General features: G+C 66.7%; 16 protein-coding genes. 4 read left to right on the forward strand and 12 right to left on the reverse strand.

Translation table 11 applies throughout. The features are described from left to right. Positions 1–8 precede the first annotated feature (8 nt). From V9K97_RS04780 to V9K97_RS04825, 10 genes are all read right to left on the reverse strand, one after another. Positions 9–1,304, reverse strand: a complete 1,296-nt coding sequence (locus tag V9K97_RS04780) for an FAD/NAD(P)-binding oxidoreductase (protein ID WP_337316627.1) — start codon at positions 1,302–1,304, stop codon at positions 9–11. Continuing rightward, positions 1,301–1,549 (reverse strand): (2Fe-2S)-binding protein, encoded by a 249-nt coding sequence (locus V9K97_RS04785; protein ID WP_337316630.1) that lies wholly within the window; start codon positions 1,547–1,549, stop codon positions 1,301–1,303. The genes V9K97_RS04780 and V9K97_RS04785 overlap by 4 nt, the downstream gene beginning before the upstream one ends. Next, positions 1,546–2,649 carry an NAD(P)/FAD-dependent oxidoreductase gene (locus tag V9K97_RS04790; RefSeq protein ID WP_337316632.1) on the reverse strand — a complete coding sequence of 368 codons (1,104 nt, stop codon included), beginning with the start codon at positions 2,647–2,649 and terminating at the stop codon, positions 1,546–1,548. Before V9K97_RS04790 ends, V9K97_RS04785 begins: the two co-directional genes overlap by 4 nt. 113 nt (positions 2,650–2,762) lie before the next feature. After that, a complete protein-coding gene (locus V9K97_RS04795) occupies positions 2,763–3,698 on the reverse strand; it encodes a 4-hydroxyproline epimerase (RefSeq protein ID WP_337316634.1) in 936 nt (311 codons plus the stop codon). A gap of 13 nt (positions 3,699–3,711) precedes the next feature. After that, complete coding sequence (locus V9K97_RS04800) at positions 3,712–4,854, reverse strand: branched-chain amino acid ABC transporter substrate-binding protein (RefSeq protein WP_337316636.1); 1,143 nt, start codon at positions 4,852–4,854, stop codon at positions 3,712–3,714. Between the two features lie 40 nt (positions 4,855–4,894). Next, a complete protein-coding gene (locus V9K97_RS04805) occupies positions 4,895–5,809 on the reverse strand; it encodes a dihydrodipicolinate synthase family protein (protein WP_258503048.1) in 915 nt (304 codons plus the stop codon). Between the two features lie 203 nt (positions 5,810–6,012). Beyond that, positions 6,013–6,987 (reverse strand): tripartite tricarboxylate transporter substrate-binding protein, encoded by a 975-nt coding sequence (locus tag V9K97_RS04810; protein ID WP_443302621.1) that lies wholly within the window; start codon positions 6,985–6,987, stop codon positions 6,013–6,015. 37 nt (positions 6,988–7,024) lie between these two features. Continuing rightward, entirely contained in the window at positions 7,025–8,230 is a 1,206-nt protein-coding gene (locus tag V9K97_RS04815) for a M20 aminoacylase family protein (RefSeq protein ID WP_337316639.1), read from the reverse strand. 113 nt (positions 8,231–8,343) lie between these two features. Next, complete coding sequence (locus tag V9K97_RS04820; protein WP_337316641.1) at positions 8,344–9,210, reverse strand: pirin family protein; 867 nt, start codon at positions 9,208–9,210, stop codon at positions 8,344–8,346. Beyond that, the gene (locus V9K97_RS04825; protein WP_337316643.1) at positions 9,207–9,797 is read right to left on the reverse strand and encodes an NADPH-dependent FMN reductase; all 591 of its coding nucleotides are present in this window, start codon (positions 9,795–9,797) and stop codon (positions 9,207–9,209) included. The genes V9K97_RS04820 and V9K97_RS04825 overlap by 4 nt, the downstream gene beginning before the upstream one ends. Positions 9,798–9,879: 82 nt before the next feature. Between V9K97_RS04825 and V9K97_RS04830 the strand changes: the two genes are divergently transcribed. Both V9K97_RS04830 and V9K97_RS04835 read left to right on the forward strand, forming a co-directional pair. Beyond that, positions 9,880–10,812, forward strand: a complete 933-nt coding sequence (locus V9K97_RS04830; protein WP_337316645.1) for a LysR family transcriptional regulator — start codon at positions 9,880–9,882, stop codon at positions 10,810–10,812. Positions 10,813–10,849: 37 nt separating this feature from the next. After that, on the forward strand, positions 10,850–11,326 hold the full coding sequence (locus tag V9K97_RS04835) for an FKBP-type peptidyl-prolyl cis-trans isomerase (RefSeq protein ID WP_337297281.1): 477 nt from the start codon (positions 10,850–10,852) through the stop codon (positions 11,324–11,326). Between the two features lie 36 nt (positions 11,327–11,362). Here V9K97_RS04835 and V9K97_RS04840 read toward each other — a convergent pair whose 3' ends face one another. Next, positions 11,363–12,964, reverse strand: coding sequence for a CYTH and CHAD domain-containing protein (locus tag V9K97_RS04840; protein ID WP_337316647.1), 1,602 nt, complete (start codon positions 12,962–12,964; stop codon positions 11,363–11,365). 176 nt (positions 12,965–13,140) lie between these two features. Between V9K97_RS04840 and V9K97_RS04845 the strand changes: the two genes are divergently transcribed. Both V9K97_RS04845 and V9K97_RS04850 read left to right on the forward strand, forming a co-directional pair. Then, positions 13,141–13,557 (forward strand): VOC family protein, encoded by a 417-nt coding sequence (locus V9K97_RS04845; protein WP_157616471.1) that lies wholly within the window; start codon positions 13,141–13,143, stop codon positions 13,555–13,557. A gap of 25 nt (positions 13,558–13,582) precedes the next feature. Further along, the gene (locus V9K97_RS04850; RefSeq protein WP_337316649.1) at positions 13,583–14,797 is read left to right on the forward strand and encodes a pirin family protein; all 1,215 of its coding nucleotides are present in this window, start codon (positions 13,583–13,585) and stop codon (positions 14,795–14,797) included. Between the two features lie 30 nt (positions 14,798–14,827). Here the strand turns inward: V9K97_RS04850 and V9K97_RS04855 are convergent, their stop codons facing one another. Then, the gene (locus tag V9K97_RS04855; RefSeq protein WP_157616473.1) at positions 14,828–15,118 is read right to left on the reverse strand and encodes a YciI family protein; all 291 of its coding nucleotides are present in this window, start codon (positions 15,116–15,118) and stop codon (positions 14,828–14,830) included. Positions 15,119–15,196 lie beyond the last annotated feature (78 nt).

Raw genomic sequence — 15,196 nt, forward strand, 5'->3', positions numbered from 1 at the left:
CTTCGGTTTCATTGTCGGTCCACATCGTTTCCGTGGGCCGCAAGGCCTGCAAGAGTTGCGATGCGCGCCGGCGAAAGCGGCGGCCGTGGCGAGGGCGGCGTCCAGCCGAACAGGAACTGCGCCGCATCGCCGCACACGCGGCCCTGGCAGGCGCCCATGCCGCAGCGGCGATGCAGCTTGGCGTCGGTCCAGCCGTTGCAGCCGGCGAGCGCGGAAAGCGGCACGTCTTCGCAGCGGCACACGAGGGTGTCGGGCTGCGGTATCTGGCGGATCTCGGCGGACAACGCAAAGCTGCGGTTCAGCTGCGAGGCAAAGGCATTCCATCGGGCGCGTTCGTGTTCATGCTGCTCTGCGGCGCGTTCGTTGCCGACCGCTGCGAGCCCGGCGATGCTGCCCTGCGCAAGGGCGCGCTCGCTGCCGCCGAAGCCGGTGCATTCGCCGGCCGCAAAGACGCCTGGCAGGCTGGTGCGCTGCAAGGCATCGACCGCCAGTGCCCGCGCACCGCCGCCTTCAGGCGTGAGAGCACAGCCGAGCATCTGGCCGAGTTGCGTGTTGGGCGTGAGGCCGAAGCCGCACGCCACGCGATCGCATTCGATCTGAACTTCGCGCCCGCCCTGGCGGAGCCTTGCGGATTCGACCTGGCCATTGCCCTGGACGGAGACGATGCGCGACGAGGTGCGGTATTGCGAATCGCCCAGCGTCAAGGCCTGAACTGCCTTGCCCGGCCAGCGCAGCAGATTGACGGCAAAGCCCGCCACCGCTGCCAGGGAGGCCTGCTCGGCGATGCGCACGACCTTTGCGCCCGCGGCGCGCGCGGTGGCTGCGGCTGCGAGCAGCAAAGGTCCGCTGCCCGCAACGACGATGCGCTCGCCCTCGACGGGCAAGCCCGCCTTGATGAGCGCCTGCAAGCCGCCCGCGCCCGTGACGCCCGGCAGCGTCCAGCCCGGAAAGGGCAGCAGCAACTCGCGCGCGCCGGTGCAGAGAATCAGCTTCTTCCATTGCATGCGCCAGCCGCGCACGGCGTCTTCGAGCAGCAGCTCGTCGTGCGCGGGTGCAGCGATCACGCGCGTACCGCCGCACACGCGGATGTTGGCATGGCGCTCGAGCGCCTCGCGCCACTTGCGCGCGGCGGGTGGCAGTGCGGCGCCGGGACCGTCGCGCCAGATCTGGCCGCCAGGCGCGGGGTTGTCGTCGATCACGACGATGGATGCGCCGCTGGGCGCCGCCGCCACCGCCGCGGCCATGCCGGCAGGGCCCGCGCCGACGATCAACAGATCGCAATGCTCCAAGGCCAAGATGGTCATGCCGTGGTCTCCACCTGCATGCCTTCGGCGCAGACCGTCTGGCAGGCCAGCATGCGGCGCCCGTCGACCCGCACGCGGCATTCCTGGCACACGCCCATGCCGCAGAACGGCGCGCGCGGCTGGCCGGTAACGGAGGTGCGCGCAGTGCCCGTGCCGCCGGCGACGCGCAATGCCGCAGCCACTGAGCTGCCCGCCTTCACGCGGACTGGACGGCCATCGATATGCAGCTGGGTGGTGCCGCTCATGCTGGTTCCAGCAGGCCGCGCGGCGCATAAGGCGCCGCGTCGAATTCGGGATTGGCGCCGTTCATCAACGCCGCGAGCAGATGTGCGCTGCCCGGCGCGGTCGTCACGCCCAGGCCTTCGTGGCCGACCGCGAGCCAGAGCTTCTCGCGCCACGGATGCTTGCCCAGCAGGGGCAGCCCGTCGGGCGTGGCGGCGCGCATGCCGGTCCACGAGCGCACGGCGGTGAGGTCCGCAAGGCCGGGCAGGTACTCGAGCGTTCGTTGCAGCATGCGCGCGAGCATCGGCGCCTCGACGGCCGGGTCGGTAGTGTCGAACTGGCGCGAGGAACCGATCAGCAGTTGCCCCGTCGGGCGCGGCTGCACGTTGAAGGCAACCGAGTCGCCGTCGCTGTGGTGCGCGCTGGTCACGTAGCCGAGCTCGACAAGCTGGTGATGCACGGTGCCCGGATGGCGGTCGGTAATCAGCAGGTGGCCTTTCTTGGGGCGGATCGGCAGTTCGGGGCACAGCGTGGTGGCCTCGATGCCGTTGGCCAGCACGATCTGCGGCGCGGTGCGGCGGCTGCCGCCAACCAGCCGCAGCGTGCCGTCGCCTTCAATCTCATCGACCTTCGCATGTTCGACGCGGACCGAATCTCCGGCCTGCGCGAGCAGCCAGCGCGCTGCATTGGGCGCATAGAGGATGCCGTCGCCAGGCACTTCCAGCGCGCCTGCAAGACCGTTGCGAAGCGCTGGCTCGGCGCGCGCCAGTGCGGCCCCATCGAGCAACCGGCTTTCGATGCCGTGCGTCCGAAGCCGTTGCTGCTTGCGTTCGGCCTCCGCCATTTCTTCTTCGTTCGCGGCAATCCACAGAGTGCCGCAGGCGCTGTATGCGCAGTCTTCGCTCATGCGCGGCGCCAGTGCGCGCCATTGCGCCGTCGAATGGCTGCTCAGTGCGAGTTCGGCCGGGTTGTCGTCCATCACCACCAGGTGCCCCATGCCTGCGCCTGTGGCCCCGCCGATGCGCGCGTCGAGCACCAGCACGCGGCGGCCGGTTTGTGCCAGCGCATGCGCGCAAGCGGCACCGACGATGCCGGCACCTATGACGATGACCTCGGCGTGCACGGCCTATTGCACTTCGCGGAACACCGCGGAACCGGCTTTGCCGGGCCGCTGGTGTTGCCCTCGGTAGGGGGTTGGCGTAGCGACACGAAGTGCGCGAAGACTGGGGGCGAGCTTCATATCCGGATGCCCCATCCGAAAGGATCGTTGTCGTCGATCAGCAGCGTGGCTTCGGCACTGATGTGCGCCCGGCCGCGCAGGGTTGGAATGACCTTGCCGTCTTCCACCGTGTAGCTGGCTTCGAAGCGGCTGCCGATCACGCTGGCCTGCGTCCACACCTCGCCCGGCGCGAGCTTGCCGTCGGCCGCGAGGCAGGCAATCTTGGCGCTGGTGCCGGTGCCGCATGGCGAGCGGTCGTAGGCGTTGCCGGGGCAGAGCACGAAGTTGCGGCTGTCCGCGCCTGCATCGTCATCGGCAAAGAGTTCGATGTGGTCGATCTCCGCGCCTTCCGCCCCCGTGATGCCCTGCGCAGCGAGCGCTTTGCGAAGTGACTCGGTGTAGCCGGTCAGCGCGGCGAGGTTGTCGCTGGCCACGCGCTGGCGGTGATCGCTCACCAGGAAGAACCAGTTGCCGCCCCACGCCACATCGCCATGCACAGTGCCGTGCCCCGGAAGCTCGACGGCCACCTGGTGAAGATGCCGGTAGGCAGGCACGTTGCGCACACTCACCGAACCATCGGCATGCAGCGTGGTCGTGACGGTGCCCACGGGCGTTTCGATGCGGTGCTCGCCCACGTCGATGCGCCCCATGTGCGCGAGGCTGGCCACCAAGCCGATGGTGCCGTGGCCGCACATGCCGAGGTAGCCGGTGTTGTTGAAGAAGATCACGCCGGCCGCTGCATCCCCGGACACGGGTTCGCACAGCAGCGCACCCACCACCACGTCGCTGCCGCGCGGCTCGAGCACCGTGGCGGCGCGCCACTTGTCGTGCCGCTCGGCCAGCAGCGCGCGGCGCTCGGCCATGCTGCCGCCACCCAGGTCGGGAAACCCGCCGGTTACCAGGCGCGTGGGCTCGCCGCCCGTGTGCGAATCGACGATCTGGATGCGCTGCATGTCTTCCTTCGGCTCAGTAGCTGGCCAGGGGAACGGGCGCTGCGTTCTTGAAGGTGTACACCGTGATCGGCGCCTGCTTCATGTTGCCCTGCTCGTCGTAGGCGTAGGTTGCGGCCACGCCCTTGTAGGTGGTCTTGTAGAGCTCGGCGCCCACCTTGTCGGGGTCGATGGAGTTGGCCTTCTGCATCGATTCGCCGATGAACATCACCTGGTCGTAGTACGAGGCCGCATAGGCGTCCGCGTCGACGTTGAAGCGCTTCTTGAACTTGGCCTTGAACGCCGGGCCGCTCTGCGCCTTTTCAAGGATGGAGCCGCCCTGTGCGCAGAACACCAAGTCGTTGACCGCGTCGCCGCCCAGCTTGCCGGTGGCCGGGCTGCACACCGTATCGCCACCCAGCAGCTTGCCGGGCACTGCAAGCTGCTTCATCTGGCGCGCCATGGGTGCGGCCTGCGGTGCATAGCCGCCGAAGAAGATGGCTTCGGGCGCCTTGGACTTCATGTTGGTGAGGATGGCGGTGAAGTCCACGGCCTTGTCGGTGGTGAACTCCTGGCCGACGATGGTGAGGCCCTGCTTCTTGGCCTCCTTGGTGAACTCTTCCGCAAGGCCCTGGCCGAAGGCGGTGCGGTCGTCGATCACGCCCACCTTGGTGACCTTGAGCACCTTGGCCGCGTACACCGCCATGCTGGAACCGATCTGGTTGTCGCTCGCGATGATGCGGTACAGGTTCTTGTAGCCGCCCTGCGTGACCTTCGGGTTGGTGCCCACGGTGGAGACCATGGTGCCGCCGCTGGCGTAGATGCGCGAAGCCGGAATGGCCACGCCCGAGCAGTACGGGCCCATGACGTACTTGACGCCATCGTCCACGAACTTCTGCGCAACGCTCACGCCGGTCTTGGCGTCGCACTGGTCGTCTTCGGACACCAACTCGAACTTCAGCGTCTTGCCCCCGGCGGTGATCTTCTTCGCGTTGAGTTCTTCGATCGCAAGGCGCACGCCGTTTTCGTTGTCCTTGCCCGCGAACGCATTGGGACCGGAGAGAGGACCGCTGTGGCCGATCTTGACGACCTGCTCTTGCGCACCGGCGTGGCCTGCGAGGGTGAGGGCGGCGCAGCCCACGAGGCCGATGAACGGAACCATGCCTACTTTTGTCTTCATGCTTCTTCCTAGGTTGGGGAACGAACGAAAAGACCGGTTATTACATAACCGACTGGTACTGCACAGGCCGCGTTGCCAGCGCCTTCTTCACGATTGCCTCGACCGCCGCGCGCTCCTCGCCGATGAGCGGCAGCCGCGGGCGGCGCATGTGTTCGCTGCCCACGCCCACCAGTGCGTCGATCAGCTTCAGGTTCTGCACCAGCTTGGTCGACACGTCCAGGTGCAGCATCGGCGTCATCCACTGATAGAGCTTCAGCGCCTCGGCAAACTTGCCGGCCTTCATCAGGTCGTACAGCGCCACCGTCTCGCGCGGAAAAGCGCAACCAACGCCGGCCAGCAGGCCGTCGCAGCCCAACGCCAGCCCTTCGTAGGCCAGGTCGTCCACGCCCAGGAACAGCTGGTAGCGGTCGCCCACCGTGTTGCGCAGGTCCGTGATGCGGCGGATGTTGTCCGTGCTCTCCTTGATGGCCGCGATCCATTCGCAGTCCGCCAGCTCCACCATGTGCTCTGGCTTCAGGTCTACGCGGTAGGCCACCGGGTTGTTGTAGACCATGATGGGTTTTTGCGCCGCATTGGCGATGGTGCGCACGTTCAGCATTGCCTCGCGCGCATCGGCCACGTAGATCACCGACGGCATCACCATGAAGCCCGCCACGCCCAGCTTGTTGGCTCCGTCCACATAGCGCAGCGCTTCGCGCGTGCTGGTTTCAGACACATTCGCCAGCACCGGAATGCGGCCGTCCGCGGCTTCGAGCGCAATCTTGGCGACCTGCAGCTTTTCTTCCAGCGTGAGCGTGCTTGCCTCGCCCAGCGAACCGCAGGTGACCAGGCCATGGATGCCGTTGCGGATCTGGAAATCGATGTGGCGGGCGGTGCCTTCGGCATCGATGCTCTCGTCGGCGTGGAACTTGGTGGTGATGGCGGGGAAGATGCCTTGCCAGCGGGGATTGGTCACGTGAATCGCTCCTGGGTTGTGCGACGGCAAACGGTCGCCGCTTAAATATATTAATAATATATCTTCAGGATATGCGTAGAGCAAGCGCTCTTTTTGGCGGGGTTCGGCGTGCGTACGCGCCGACGGGGAACATTCGCGGAGGGGAGCACCCGGTGGCCTTTGCACCCGCCCTGAACAAGCAGCGCTCCAAACGACAGCAGGCCTCAGTCGATCTTCGCTCCAGAAGCCTTCACCACCGCCCCCATCGCGTCCCAGTCCGCGCGCAGCAGCTTCTGAAAATCCTCGGCGCTCTGCGTGCGGGGCTCCACGCCCAAGCGCTTGAAGCGCTCCTGGATCACCGGATCGGCCAGCACCTTGTTGGTGGCCGCGTTCAGGCGCTCGACCTCGGCCTTGGGCGTGCCGGCAGGTGCGAGCAGGCCGATCCATGAATCGAAGGCGTAGCCAGGCAGCCCGCTCTCGGCCACGGTCGGCAGGCTGGGCAGGAACGGGCTGCGTGCCTTGCCGGTGGACGCGAGCAGCTTCATGCGCGGGTCCGCCTGGAAACCCATCACGCCGATGCTTGAGGAGATGACCGCCTGCACGCGCCCCGCGAGCACTTCGTTCACCGCCTCGCCCGTGGACTTGGTCGGGATGTGCGTCATCTCCAGCCCCGCCTTGGCGAGGAAAGACGCCATTGCAAGATGCGTGGCGCTGCCGTTGCCGGCCGAGGCGTAGTTGTACTTGCCCGGGTTGGCCTTCACCTCCTTGATGAAGTCGGCCGTGTTCGACACGTTGAGCCCGCTCGCCACCGCCAGCACATAGCCCGCGTTGCCGATGTTGGCCACGCCCACGAAATCCTTCAGCGGGTCGTACGAGAGCTTGCTGTACAGAAAGCCGGCGATGTTGTGGCTCGCGGCGGCGAGCACCAGCGTGTTGCCGTCCGCCGGCGCCTTGGCCACGGCCGCCGCGCCCACGGTGCCGCCCGCGCCCGCGCGGTTCTCGACAACGGCGCTGGCATTGAGCGCCGCGCCGAGCTCGGCATTGAAGGCGCGCGCCACGGTGTCTTGCACCGCACCGGTGCCGAAGGGCACGACGATGTGGATCACGCGCTGTTGCGCGTGAACGGGTGCGAGGGCACCCACGGCCATGGCAGCTGCAAGGGCAGCGAGCGAACGTCGGGTGAACAGGGTCGGGGTCATTAGGGTGGCCGCTTTCATCATCGTTGGCAGTAAAAAATCAGGCGCCCGACGGCAGCCAGCGCTGTACCAGCTTCACGAAGTAGCTGGCGCCGATCGGAATGATCTCGTCGTTGAAGTCGAACGAGGTGTTGTGGATGATGCAAGGGCCGGGCCCGTGGCCGTCGAGCCGATGGTCGCCGTCGCCATTGCCCAGGAAGGCGTAGCAGCCGGGCCGCGCAAGCAGCATGTGCGCAAAGTCTTCGGCGCCCATCACGGCAGGAAAGTTGTCGGTCACCATGTCGTCGCCCACCACCTCGCGCATCACGCCGGCGGCAAAGCGTGCCTCGGCCGCGTGGTTGACCACCGGCGGCGAAGAACGGTTGAAGAAAACCTCCGCCGTGCAGCCGTGCGCCGCCGCCACGCCGGCCGCCACCTCGCGCAGCCGCGCCTCGATCTTGTCGATGGCTTCGATCGAAAAGGTGCGGATGGTGCCGCCGACCGTGGCCACGTCGGGAATCACGTTGGGCGCATCCGAACCCTGCAGCTGCGTGACCGCGAGCAGGGCACGCTCGGTGCTCGGAATGGTGCGCGGCACGATGGTCTGCAGCTGCTGCGCCAGCGTGACCACCGCGGCCACCGGGTCGATGCCGGTGTGCGGCATCGAGGCGTGCGTGCCGCGCCCGCGCACGGTGATCTTGTAGGTATTGCTCGACGCCATCAGCGCGCCTTCGTTGAGCGCGAAGCGGCCGACGTCGCCCACCGGAAAGTTGTGCAGCGCAAAGACGGCGTCGCACGGAAAGCGGTCGAACAGGCCGTCCTGGATCATCTTCTTGGCGCCGGCCTTGCCCATCTCCTCGGCCGGCTGGAAGATGAAATGCACCGTGCCATCGAAATCATTTGGCTCCTGCTGCGACAGGTGCCAGGCCGCGGCCAGCAACATGGTGGTGTGGCCGTCATGGCCGCAGGCGTGCATGCGGCCGGCATGCGTGGACTTGTGGGCAAACTCGTTGGCCTCGTTCAGAGGCAGCGCATCCATGTCGGCGCGCAGGCCGATGGTGCGCGAGCTGGTGCCCTTGCGCAGCACGCCCACAAGGCCGGTGCCGGCAATGCCGCGGTGCACCTCGATGCCCCATTCGGCGAGCAGGCCCGCGACCTTTTCGGAGGTGCGGTGCTCTTCGAAACCGAGTTCAGGGTGGGCGTGAATGTCGCGTCGGATGTCGACGAAGCGGGAGACGTTGGCGGCGAAGGAATCGACGATGTTCATGAGGATGGGAGCTGCAGCGGAGTCGTTCGAAGCGAACGATTCTGGCGCAGCTGCCCATCGAGCGCACGCTGGTTTGCGCTACACAAGCACAACCAGCGGGCGCGAACACAGGCTCAGGCGAGCCGGCCTTCCTGCCGCAATCGCGCCCCGATGCGGCGGATCTCGGCCTCGCCCTGGTCCAGTGCGGCCTTGCTCGTATGCACCGAGTAGTGGCCCATCACCAGTTCATGCGGATGCTTCACGGCCGAGCCCAACACGAAAGACGTGTCGCCGCGCGCCACGAAGTCGATGGTCGCGCCGGACTCTTCGAACACCGCCAGCTCGCCCGTGCCGATGGGTTCGCCGCCGGTACCCGTGCCGAGGCGGCCCGCGCTCACCGCCACCCAGCCTACGGTGTGGCCGGCGGGCGGCGTGTAGCGCCAATGCTCGCCGTCCTTCAGCTGAACGGCCAGGTAGTTCATCGGCGCCGGTGCCGGAATGGGGCTTTGCGCTGCGCCGTAGCGGCCGAGCAGCACGCGCGCCGGGCCTTCCGTCGGCACCTGCGATGGCGCCAGATAAATGCTCTGGGCCGGCGCGTTTTCTTCCGCAGCCGGCAAGGCCACCCAGAGCTGGAAGCCTTGCACGCGCTTGGTGCCGGGCGCGGGCGCGCCGTCGTGCCATACGCCGTTGCCGGCGCGCATCCACTCGACCCCACCGGCCCGCAGCACGCCCTGCTCGCCGGTCGTGTCTTCGTACAGCGTGTCGCCTTCGATCAGCCAGGTGAGCGTTGCAATGCCCGAGTGCGGGTGCATGCCGAAGCCCTTGTGGTCGCCCGTGGTGTCGAAACCGAAGAGGTCCAGGAAAACGAACGGCTTCAGAAACTCGCCCAGGTCGCCCGGGCTCATGAGCCGGACGATCGGCCCGTGCTGCGAGCCGAACGTGCGGTAGACGATGGCGCGGGCCGCGGTGGCGGCAGGGGTAATGGCGGTTGCGGCGGTCATGCGGCCTCCCTGGCGGTTTTCAGCGCCTTGGTCCACCACGCGAGGTCGTCGAGCATGCCGCTGGCGGCCTGCGCCAGGTGCGGAAAGTCGTCGAAGGTCTTGCCCTGCTGCCAGATGCCGAGAAATTCGACCATGCCGATGTGCACCGCGTTGCGCACCGGCGCCATCTGCATCTCGACGGCGACGAGCCGCAGCTGCTCCACTGCACGCGCAGCCCCCACGCCGCCGTAGCCCACAAAGGCGATCGGCTTCCGGATGAACTCCTTGTAGGCCCAGTCGATGGCGTTCTTCAGCACCGCGCTCGGGCCGTGGTTGTATTCGGGCGTGACGACGATGAGCCCGTCGAATGTGTCGAGCTTGGCGGCCCACCGTTGCGCGGCTTCGTTCTTTACCGGGCCCCAGGCCGGCGCGCCTGCTTCGTTGAAAAAGGGCAGCGGATGGTCGCGCAGGTCGATCAGTTCGAACGACAGATCGGTGCGCTGCTTGGCAAGCTCGTAAATCCAATGCGCGGGCTTTTCGCCGAAGCGGCCTTCGCGGGTCGAGCCGATGATGATTCCGATGCGGGGTGGTTGTTGTTGCGAGGTCATGGGTACAAGGTTAGGGCGGCACCCATTGATCGACTAGACGGCAGAATCGGATTTCACTCGTCCATTGCTGGAAGGAATCGCCATGCTCGACCTCAACGACATCGCCATGTTCGTGCAGGTGGTGCGCCACGGCAGCTTTGCCGGGGCGGCGCGCCGGCTGGGCCTACCGCCCAACACGGTGAGTCGGCGCATCCAGCAACTGGAGGCCCAGCTGGGCACGCGGCTGATGCAGCGCTCCACCCGCAAGCTCACCCTCACCAGCGCGGGCCAGGCTTTTCACGAGCGCTGCGCCGGCGCGGTCGACGGGCTGGTGGAGGCTGGCCAAGAGCTGATGACCGGCAGCCGCGAGCCGAGCGGCTTGATCCGCGTGGCGGCAACGGCCGATTTCTTCGACTTCTTTCCCATGGAGTGGGTGGCCGACTTTCTGGCCGCGCATCCGCTGGTGCGCATCGATTTCGTGCTCAGCGACGCCAAGGCCGACCTGATCGCCGAACAGATCGACATCGCGTTCCGCGGCGGCGAACTGCCCGATTCAGGCTATATCGCCCGCAAGCTCCTGAACGCCCTGTCCGACGGCATGGTCGCCAGCCCCGCCTACCTTGCCGCGCGCGGTGCGCCCGCCAACTTGCAAGACTTGGCGGCGAACCACGACTGCGTGACCTCGCCCCATCCCAGCGGCCGCACCATCTGGCGCATGGCGGGCCCTGACGGCGTGCAGGAAGAAGTGCAGGTCGCGGGCCGCTTCAGCGGCAACACCGCCCAGGCGCTGCGCAAGGCCGCAATCGCCGGACTGGGCGTCGCGCTGCTGCCGCCCACCATGGCCCGGATCGACGTTCGGGCCGGCCGGCTCGTGCCGGTGCTGCCGCAATACCAGCGCACGGGGCAGGGGCTGAGCGTGCTGTATCCAAGCCGCAAGCACCTGCCGCTGGCGGTGTCGGCGTTCATCGGCATGGTGACGGAGAAGCTGAGCGCGGAGGAGGCGTTGCCGGAGATGCTGCGGGTGGCGAAGACCTAGCCTCACCGGCCGATCGATTTGCACAGAAAATGCCTTCATGAAAATCGAAAAAGACACCGTCGTCACCCTCAAGTACAAGGTCGCCGATGCCCAGGGCAAGCTCATCGAAGCCAGCCCCGAGCCGATGGCCTACCTGCATGGCGGGTACGAGAACACGCTGCCCAAGATCGAGGAAGCGCTCGATGGCAAGGAAAAGGGCTACCAGACCACGCTCAACCTTGCGCCTGAAGACGCCTTCGGCCTGCGCGACGAATCGCTGGTGCGCAGCATTCCCAAGTCCGAGTTTCCGCCGGGTGTGAAGGTGGGCGGACAGCTGCAGGGGCGGCTCGACGACGGCACCGAGCACGTTTTCACGGTGATGAAGATCAAGGGCCCGGTGGTGCTGCTCGACGGCAACCATCCGTGGGCGGGCAAGGCGCTGAAGTTCAGCCTCCAGGTGACGGACGTGCGCGCCGCGCTGCCGGTGGAGATCGAGCATCGTCACGTGCATGGGGCGCACGGGCACCATCACTGATCGAAGCTTCGATCCTTCGGCCTTCAGGCGTGCGGCCTACTTCTTTGCCCAGAAGCGCCGCGCCTTCTCGATCTTGCCCAGCGCCTTGCGGCACGCCTTTGCGCCGGCCGCATGGCGCGCACTGAACCAGCCGACCGCGAACCATGCGCGCGCATCGCGTGCGGCGGCTTCGCGGTAGAGCGCCATCGCCACGGCTTCGTCGTTGAACTCGCCCAGCGCGTCTTGCGCCGGGCGCAGCCGCTTCAGGTAACGCTCGGCGGCTGAGTTTTTTCCGTCGTCCGCATCGGCGAACAGCGGCGCCACGAATTCGGCCAAGTAGCGCAGGCGCTTGAGCCGCTTGCGGGTGCGATGCTGGTCTTCGGTGGGCAAGGACTCGAAGCGCTGGCCGTCTCGGACGACCTGCTTGTGCAGGCGCTGCAGGCGCTTGCGCAAGAAGCGGCGGGCATCGCCGGCATCCAGCGGAGCCGGTTGTTCCTGCTGCACAGCTTCTCCGGCTTTCGCCGCTTCAGCGTGCGTCGTGGTGGCGGTAAAGCCGATGAGCGAAACCAGCACCGACTGGAATGCCGGCGCGCGCACGATGTCGCCGGCTGACTGCGCGCCAGCCGCGGCCTGGTCTCCCGCGAGCGGATCGAACTCCGGTGCGCCGGCGTTGCGCAGTTGCGGCTGCGCCAGCTTCACGACCTGCTCGCGATCGCGCAGCGCGCCAAGGGCGCGAAAGGCTTCGACCAGGGGCGGCTCCCATGCGGCCGCGTCGAGAAGACCCGCGGTCGCGTCGAGTCCCGCGAGTTCGCGCAATGCGGTGCGCAGCCGGCGGATGCCGATGCGCAACTGGTGGATCTGTTCTTCGTCGGTGCTGCCGGCCGCAATCTCGCTGGCGTTGGGCAGCATCTGGGCGAGGCAAGACGCGACCACGGCTTGCTGGATGGTGTGGCCGTCGAGCTTGTTGTCTTTTTCATCGGCGAAGCGGGGCGGCTCGGCCTTGATGGCCGGCACCACCTCGAGCTTCGCCAGCAGGCGGGCGCCGCGTTCGGCCTTGGAAACGGTGCTGAACCACAGGCCATGCTGCTGCGACCAGCGGCGCGCGAGCGCCACCAAGCCCTGCACATCGCCCCGCTTGAGTTCGAGCTCCAGTTCGCACACCGGCGATTCGCGCTGCTCGGGCGTGCCCGCGTGGGCGACGACCTTGCCGACGTCGAGTGCCAGCTCCACCACGGCGGCATTGGCGCCCGTGGTGCGCACGTCGCGCGTGAGCCGCACGATGTCCGTCGATTGGCGCTCGATCAGGGCCGCGCCGCTCTCGGCCAGCACCTTGCCGAGCCGCTCGCCGACCGGCGTGCCCTGGTGGCGTTGCGGGTCGATCGTGGGCGATGCGCCGCCCGCCGCAGCGCCAAGATCCACGTTGTGTTCGAGCCGGTGCAAGGCGTTGTCGCCGGTGGCCTTGACGGTCTGCACCCTGCGCCGCCCTTCCTTGCGCAGGCGCAGGACGATGCCTTGCGCGGCCAGCGCCTGGTCGGCGGTGTCGAAATAGCGCGCCTGCAGCCGGGTGCGCACCACGGTGCCGCGCCGCATGGCCGCCTCGACGGCCTTCAGGCGCTCGGCGGGAATATGAAACTTGAACTCGATTTCCATGAGGGCCATGATGCCCGCTCTTTTCCACCCGGCGCCACTTCCGGGCGGGCCAGGGATGCCCCTCGATTCCGAGCTTGAAAAAATATGTGGACGCCGTCCATTTTCTTTGATATCTTTTGTGGACGGTGTACACAACACACCGGCGAACCACCCGATCCACTCTTCATCGACACAGGAAGACAACCATGGCCAACAAGCAAATCTTCGTGAACCTCCCCGTCAAGAACCTGGAAAAGTCCAAGGCGTTCTTTGCCGCGCTGGGCTACACCTTCAACGAGCAATTCACCGACGCCAACGCCGCGTGCATGGTGATCAACGAAGGCAGCATCCACGCCATGCTGCTGGTCGAAGACTTCTTCAAGACCTTTACGGACAAGAGCCTCACCGACACCAGCAAGAGCACCGAGGTGCTGCTGTGCCTGTCTTGCGAGAGCCGCGCCGAAGTCGACGAGATGGTGGCCAAGGCGGTGGCCGCTGGCGGCACGGTGCCGCGCGCGCCGCAGGACTACGGCTTCATGTACGGACACGGCTTCCAGGACATCGACGGCCACCTGTGGGAGCTGAGCTTCATGGACCCGAACGCCGAGATGCCCCCGCAGTAAGGTTCGGCCGAAGAGAACGAGAACGATGCCCATCGTTCCATATGCGCTCTTCACTGTTGCACGGAAGGCACCTTCCTTAAAGCACGTTCGCCCCGATATTCCGAAGAACAATGCTGCCGCGCGTTCCGCGGCGCGATCAACGGAAAGGAATATCGAGGTGTCCAGCAACAACAGCAATGAAGAAGGCCGCAGCCCCGTGCTGCAGGTGAGCGCGCTCGGCTTTCCGTGGCAGACGATCGATCCGTTCCTGTTCTGCGTCTATCACGACGACGCTTATCCCAAGGCCAATGCGCAGATGGGGCCCGAGGCTGCGCTGGCGGGCCGGCAGATCGGTCAGGACTTCAGCCGCAAGGACGGCTGGAGCATGTACCACGGCGAAACGGTGCCGGGGTTTCCCTCGCATCCGCATCGCGGCTTCGAAACCGTGACCATCGTGCGCAAGGGGCTGGTCGATCATTCCGATTCGCTCGGCGCTACCGCACGCTTTGGCGGCGGCGACGTGCAGTGGCTCACCGCCGGCAAAGGCATCGTGCATTCGGAGATGTTTCCGCTGCTCGATGCGAACGCGCCCAACCCGTTGGAGCTGTTCCAGATCTGGCTCAACCTGCCCGCCAGGAGCAAGATGGCCGATCCGCATTTCACGATGTTCTGGTCGGAAGCGATTCCGCGCTTTGCGTCCGACGACGCGAACGGCGGCCGCACCGAGGTCGCGATCATCGCGGGCCGCTTCGGAGATGCAGCGGGCAACGGCAACGCACCAGAGCCGATCGCCCCGCTTGCGCCGCCGCCCGATTCATGGGCTGCGCAGGCCGATGCCGACGTGGCGATCTGGACGCTGAAGATGACGCCCGGCGCGCAGTGGACGCTGCCCGCCGCAACCGGGGAGGGCACGCGGCGCATGCTGTACTTCTTCAAGGGCGCCGCCGCACACATTGCAGGGCAGCGCATAGAAGGCCCGGCCGCCATCGAGCTGCGTGCCGATACGGCGGTGGAGTTGATCAACGGCAACGACGAGGCCAGCGAATTCCTGCTGCTGCAAGGCCGCCCGATCGCAGAGCCGGTGGTGCAATACGGGCCCTTCGTGATGAACACGCAGGCGGAGATCAGCCAGACGCTGGCCGATTACCGCCGCACACAATTTGGCGGCTGGCCGTGGAGCGACCCGGCGCCGGTGCATGGCCGCGATGAGGCGCGATTTGCGCGGCACCCGGGTGGGCGCGAAGAGAAGCCGAAGGCTTGAGGAAGAAGACGCAGGCCAGCCTGCGGCGAATCAGAAAGTTTTAAGCAGCTCGACAGCGGGCGCGGTCATGCTGGGCACGAACTCGATCACGTGCGTGCTTGCCACGCCGCTCTGCACGAACGGGTCGCGTGCCAGCACCGCGTCGAGCGCGGCCCGGTCGCCCGAGCGCGCGAGGATCACGCCGCCCTTGCGCGGCACCTGCCGGCCCGAAGCCACGAAGAGGCCGCTTGCGTAGTGCTTTCGTAGCCATGTCATGTGCCCATCCATCAGCGCATCGAGCTCTTCAAGCGGACGGATGTAGGTGAGAGTGACGATGAACATGGACGAGGCGGCAAGTAGATCTGGAACTTGCAATCCTATGGCCTGAAGCGTGGGCATTCCGTGACACGAGAAGTAACG

The sequence above is a fragment of the Variovorax sp. CCNWLW186 genome (genome assembly GCF_037203865.1).
Taxonomy (GTDB): domain Bacteria; phylum Pseudomonadota; class Gammaproteobacteria; order Burkholderiales; family Burkholderiaceae_C; genus Variovorax.

Coding starts and splice junctions, on each gene's coding strand:
- V9K97_RS04850 (WP_337316649.1), top strand. CDS start 13,583: ATGCCCATCGTTCCATATGCGCTCTTCACTGTTGCACGGAAGGCACCT.
- V9K97_RS04800 (WP_337316636.1), bottom strand. CDS start 4,854: ATGAAGACAAAAGTAGGCATGGTTCCGTTCATCGGCCTCGTGGGCTGC.
- V9K97_RS04825 (WP_337316643.1), bottom strand. CDS start 9,797: ATGACCTCGCAACAACAACCACCCCGCATCGGAATCATCATCGGCTCG.
- V9K97_RS04840 (WP_337316647.1), bottom strand. CDS start 12,964: ATGGCCCTCATGGAAATCGAGTTCAAGTTTCATATTCCCGCCGAGCGC.
- V9K97_RS04830 (WP_337316645.1), top strand. CDS start 9,880: ATGCTCGACCTCAACGACATCGCCATGTTCGTGCAGGTGGTGCGCCAC.
- V9K97_RS04780 (WP_337316627.1), bottom strand. CDS start 1,304: ATGACCATCTTGGCCTTGGAGCATTGCGATCTGTTGATCGTCGGCGCG.
- V9K97_RS04785 (WP_337316630.1), bottom strand. CDS start 1,549: ATGAGCGGCACCACCCAGCTGCATATCGATGGCCGTCCAGTCCGCGTG.
- V9K97_RS04845 (WP_157616471.1), top strand. CDS start 13,141: ATGGCCAACAAGCAAATCTTCGTGAACCTCCCCGTCAAGAACCTGGAA.
- V9K97_RS04810 (WP_443302621.1), bottom strand. CDS start 6,987: ATGACCCCGACCCTGTTCACCCGACGTTCGCTCGCTGCCCTTGCAGCT.
- V9K97_RS04820 (WP_337316641.1), bottom strand. CDS start 9,210: ATGACCGCCGCAACCGCCATTACCCCTGCCGCCACCGCGGCCCGCGCC.
- V9K97_RS04835 (WP_337297281.1), top strand. CDS start 10,850: ATGAAAATCGAAAAAGACACCGTCGTCACCCTCAAGTACAAGGTCGCC.
- V9K97_RS04855 (WP_157616473.1), bottom strand. CDS start 15,118: ATGTTCATCGTCACTCTCACCTACATCCGTCCGCTTGAAGAGCTCGAT.
- V9K97_RS04815 (WP_337316639.1), bottom strand. CDS start 8,230: ATGAACATCGTCGATTCCTTCGCCGCCAACGTCTCCCGCTTCGTCGAC.
- V9K97_RS04795 (WP_337316634.1), bottom strand. CDS start 3,698: ATGCAGCGCATCCAGATCGTCGATTCGCACACGGGCGGCGAGCCCACG.